This window comes from Pseudomonas frederiksbergensis (genome assembly GCF_003732275.1).
Taxonomy (GTDB): Bacteria; Pseudomonadota; Gammaproteobacteria; order Pseudomonadales; family Pseudomonadaceae; genus Aquipseudomonas; species Aquipseudomonas frederiksbergensis_H.
The window spans coordinates 57,124-62,308 of the sequence record NZ_MOBM01000001.1; the positions used below are offsets into that span (position 1 = coordinate 57,124).

The 5,185-nt window shown below is 51.6% G+C and carries 2 tRNA genes and 2 rRNA genes; all 4 read left to right on the forward strand.

Annotation, left to right across the window (positions count from 1 at the left end):
* Nucleotides 1–116: 116 nt before the first annotated feature.
* The 4 genes from BK662_RS00270 to BK662_RS00285 all read left to right on the forward strand — a co-directional run bounded on the left by BK662_RS00270 (nt 117) and on the right by BK662_RS00285 (nt 5,048).
* Nucleotides 117–1,655, forward strand: a 16S ribosomal RNA gene (locus tag BK662_RS00270).
* Between the two features lie 83 nt (nt 1,656–1,738).
* Nucleotides 1,739–1,815, forward strand: a tRNA-Ile gene (locus BK662_RS00275).
* Between the two features lie 30 nt (nt 1,816–1,845).
* Nucleotides 1,846–1,921: transfer RNA gene (locus BK662_RS00280), tRNA-Ala, on the forward strand.
* Between the two features lie 235 nt (nt 1,922–2,156).
* Nucleotides 2,157–5,048, forward strand: a 23S ribosomal RNA gene (locus BK662_RS00285).
* Together the 16S and 23S rRNA genes with 2 tRNA genes alongside form the textbook arrangement of a ribosomal RNA operon.
* Nucleotides 5,049–5,185: the final 137 nt, after the last annotated feature.

Below are 5,185 nucleotides of genomic sequence, written 5' to 3' on the forward strand. Positions count from 1 at the left end.
GTCAGACTGATAGTCAACAAGATTATCAGCATCACAAGTTACTCCGCGAGAAATCAAAGATGTAACCAACGATTGCTGAGCCAAGTTTAGGGTTTCTTAAAAACCCAAAGATGTTTGAACTGAAGAGTTTGATCATGGCTCAGATTGAACGCTGGCGGCAGGCCTAACACATGCAAGTCGAGCGGCAGCACGGGTACTTGTACCTGGTGGCGAGCGGCGGACGGGTGAGTAATGCCTAGGAATCTGCCTGGTAGTGGGGGATAACGCTCGGAAACGGACGCTAATACCGCATACGTCCTACGGGAGAAAGCAGGGGACCTTCGGGCCTTGCGCTATCAGATGAGCCTAGGTCGGATTAGCTAGTTGGTGAGGTAATGGCTCACCAAGGCGACGATCCGTAACTGGTCTGAGAGGATGATCAGTCACACTGGAACTGAGACACGGTCCAGACTCCTACGGGAGGCAGCAGTGGGGAATATTGGACAATGGGCGAAAGCCTGATCCAGCCATGCCGCGTGTGTGAAGAAGGTCTTCGGATTGTAAAGCACTTTAAGTTGGGAGGAAGGGCAGTTACCTAATACGTATCTGTTTTGACGTTACCGACAGAATAAGCACCGGCTAACTCTGTGCCAGCAGCCGCGGTAATACAGAGGGTGCAAGCGTTAATCGGAATTACTGGGCGTAAAGCGCGCGTAGGTGGTTCGTTAAGTTGGATGTGAAATCCCCGGGCTCAACCTGGGAACTGCATTCAAAACTGACGAGCTAGAGTATGGTAGAGGGTGGTGGAATTTCCTGTGTAGCGGTGAAATGCGTAGATATAGGAAGGAACACCAGTGGCGAAGGCGACCACCTGGACTGATACTGACACTGAGGTGCGAAAGCGTGGGGAGCAAACAGGATTAGATACCCTGGTAGTCCACGCCGTAAACGATGTCAACTAGCCGTTGGGAGCCTTGAGCTCTTAGTGGCGCAGCTAACGCATTAAGTTGACCGCCTGGGGAGTACGGCCGCAAGGTTAAAACTCAAATGAATTGACGGGGGCCCGCACAAGCGGTGGAGCATGTGGTTTAATTCGAAGCAACGCGAAGAACCTTACCAGGCCTTGACATCCAATGAACTTTCCAGAGATGGATTGGTGCCTTCGGGAGCATTGAGACAGGTGCTGCATGGCTGTCGTCAGCTCGTGTCGTGAGATGTTGGGTTAAGTCCCGTAACGAGCGCAACCCTTGTCCTTAGTTACCAGCACGTTATGGTGGGCACTCTAAGGAGACTGCCGGTGACAAACCGGAGGAAGGTGGGGATGACGTCAAGTCATCATGGCCCTTACGGCCTGGGCTACACACGTGCTACAATGGTCGGTACAGAGGGTTGCCAAGCCGCGAGGTGGAGCTAATCCCAGAAAACCGATCGTAGTCCGGATCGCAGTCTGCAACTCGACTGCGTGAAGTCGGAATCGCTAGTAATCGCGAATCAGAATGTCGCGGTGAATACGTTCCCGGGCCTTGTACACACCGCCCGTCACACCATGGGAGTGGGTTGCACCAGAAGTAGCTAGTCTAACCTTCGGGAGGACGGTTACCACGGTGTGATTCATGACTGGGGTGAAGTCGTAACAAGGTAGCCGTAGGGGAACCTGCGGCTGGATCACCTCCTTAATCGACGACATCAGCTGCTCCATAAGTTCCCACACGAATTGCTTGATTCATTGAAGAAGACGATAAAGAAGCAGCCCGAAATTGGGTCTGTAGCTCAGTTGGTTAGAGCGCACCCCTGATAAGGGTGAGGTCGGCAGTTCGAATCTGCCCAGACCCACCAATTTTGTGTGGGAAACGCCTGTAGAAATACGGGGCCATAGCTCAGCTGGGAGAGCGCCTGCCTTGCACGCAGGAGGTCAACGGTTCGATCCCGTTTGGCTCCACCACTACTGCTTCTGTTTGTTGAAAGCTTAGAAATGAGCATTCCACCAAGACGGTGATGAATGTTGATTTCTAGTCTTTGATTAGATCGTTCTTTAAAAATTTGGGTATGTGATAGAAAGATAGACTGGATGGCACTTTCACTGGTGTTGTTCAGGCTAAGGTAAAATTTGTGAGTTTAATCGCGAATTTTCGGCGAATGTCGTCTTCACAGTATAACCAGATTGCTTGGGGTTATATGGTCAAGTGAAGAAGCGCATACGGTGGATGCCTTGGCAGTCAGAGGCGATGAAAGACGTGGTAGCCTGCGAAAAGCTTCGGGGAGTCGGCAAACAGACTTTGATCCGGAGATGTCTGAATGGGGGAACCCACCTAACATAAGTTAGGTATCTTAAGCTGAATACATAGGCTTAAGAAGCGAACCAGGGGAACTGAAACATCTAAGTACCCTGAGGAAAAGAAATCAACCGAGATTCCCTTAGTAGTGGCGAGCGAACGGGGACTAGCCCTTAAGTGGCTTTGAGATTAGCGGAACGCTCTGGAAAGTGCGGCCATAGTGGGTGATAGCCCTGTACGCGAAAATCTCTTGGTCATGAAATCGAGTAGGACGGAGCACGAGAAACTTTGTCTGAATATGGGGGGACCATCCTCCAAGGCTAAATACTACTGACTGACCGATAGTGAACTAGTACCGTGAGGGAAAGGCGAAAAGAACCCCGGAGAGGGGAGTGAAATAGATCCTGAAACCGTATGCGTACAAGCAGTGGGAGCCCACTTTGTTGGGTGACTGCGTACCTTTTGTATAATGGGTCAGCGACTTATTTTCAGTGGCGAGCTTAACCGAATAGGGGAGGCGTAGCGAAAGCGAGTCTTAATAGGGCGTCTAGTCGCTGGGAATAGACCCGAAACCGGGCGATCTATCCATGGGCAGGTTGAAGGTTGGGTAACACTAACTGGAGGACCGAACCGACTACCGTTGAAAAGTTAGCGGATGACCTGTGGATCGGAGTGAAAGGCTAATCAAGCTCGGAGATAGCTGGTTCTCCTCGAAAGCTATTTAGGTAGCGCCTCATGTATCACTGTAGGGGGTAGAGCACTGTTTCGGCTAGGGGGTCATCCCGACTTACCAAACCGATGCAAACTCCGAATACCTACAAGTGCCGAGCATGGGAGACACACGGCGGGTGCTAACGTCCGTCGTGAAAAGGGAAACAACCCAGACCGTCAGCTAAGGTCCCAAAGTTATGGTTAAGTGGGAAACGATGTGGGAAGGCTTAGACAGCTAGGAGGTTGGCTTAGAAGCAGCCACCCTTTAAAGAAAGCGTAATAGCTCACTAGTCGAGTCGGCCTGCGCGGAAGATGTAACGGGGCTCAAACCATACACCGAAGCTACGGGTATCACTTAGGTGATGCGGTAGAGGAGCGTTCTGTAAGCCTGTGAAGGTGAGTTGAGAAGCTTGCTGGAGGTATCAGAAGTGCGAATGCTGACATGAGTAACGACAATGGGTGTGAAAAACACCCACGCCGAAAGACCAAGGTTTCCTGCGCAACGTTAATCGACGCAGGGTTAGTCGGTCCCTAAGGCGAGGCTGAAAAGCGTAGTCGATGGAAAACAGGTTAATATTCCTGTACTTCTGGTTATTGCGATGGAGGGACGGAGAAGGCTAGGCCAGCTTGGCGTTGGTTGTCCAAGTTTAAGGTGGTAGGCTGGAATCTTAGGTAAATCCGGGATTCTAAGGCCGAGAGCTGATGACGAGTGTTCTTTTAGAACACGAAGTGGTTGATGCCATGCTTCCAAGAAAAGCTTCTAAGCTTCAGGTAACCAGGAACCGTACCCCAAACCGACACAGGTGGTTGGGTAGAGAATACCAAGGCGCTTGAGAGAACTCGGGTGAAGGAACTAGGCAAAATGGCACCGTAACTTCGGGAGAAGGTGCGCCGGTGAGGGTGAAGCATTTACTGCGTAAGCCCACGCCGGTCGAAGATACCAGGCCGCTGCGACTGTTTATTAAAAACACAGCACTCTGCAAACACGAAAGTGGACGTATAGGGTGTGACGCCTGCCCGGTGCCGGAAGGTTAATTGATGGGGTTAGCTAACGCGAAGCTCTTGATCGAAGCCCCGGTAAACGGCGGCCGTAACTATAACGGTCCTAAGGTAGCGAAATTCCTTGTCGGGTAAGTTCCGACCTGCACGAATGGCGTAACGATGGCGGCGCTGTCTCCACCCGAGACTCAGTGAAATTGAAATCGCTGTGAAGATGCAGTGTATCCGCGGCTAGACGGAAAGACCCCGTGAACCTTTACTATAGCTTTGCACTGGACTTTGAATTTGCTTGTGTAGGATAGGTGGGAGGCTTTGAAGCGTGGACGCCAGTTCGCGTGGAGCCAACCTTGAAATACCACCCTGGCAACTTTGAGGTTCTAACTCAGGTCCGTTATCCGGATCGAGGACAGTGTATGGTGGGTAGTTTGACTGGGGCGGTCTCCTCCTAAAGAGTAACGGAGGAGTACGAAGGTGCGCTCAGACCGGTCGGAAATCGGTCGTAGAGTATAAAGGCAAAAGCGCGCTTGACTGCGAGACAGACACGTCGAGCAGGTACGAAAGTAGGTCTTAGTGATCCGGTGGTTCTGTATGGAAGGGCCATCGCTCAACGGATAAAAGGTACTCCGGGGATAACAGGCTGATACCGCCCAAGAGTTCATATCGACGGCGGTGTTTGGCACCTCGATGTCGGCTCATCACATCCTGGGGCTGAAGCCGGTCCCAAGGGTATGGCTGTTCGCCATTTAAAGTGGTACGCGAGCTGGGTTTAGAACGTCGTGAGACAGTTCGGTCCCTATCTGCCGTGGACGTTTGAGATTTGAGAGGGGCTGCTCCTAGTACGAGAGGACCGGAGTGGACGAACCTCTGGTGTTCCGGTTGTCACGCCAGTGGCATTGCCGGGTAGCTATGTTCGGAATAGATAACCGCTGAAAGCATCTAAGCGGGAAACTAGCCTCAAGATGAGATCTCACTGGGACCTTGAGTCCCCTGAAGGGCCGTCGAAGACTACGACGTTGATAGGTTGGGTGTGTAAGCGCTGTGAGGCGTTGAGCTAACCAATACTAATTGCCCGTGAGGCTTGACCATATAACACCCAAGCAATTTGCATGCTTCGAGCTGAAAAGCGAGAGAGCACCAGATTGCGGTGTGTGAAGACGAAACGAACCGAAAGTTCGAGAACAAACACACAAACTATCGCATACCCATTCGCTGGAGCGTGATCT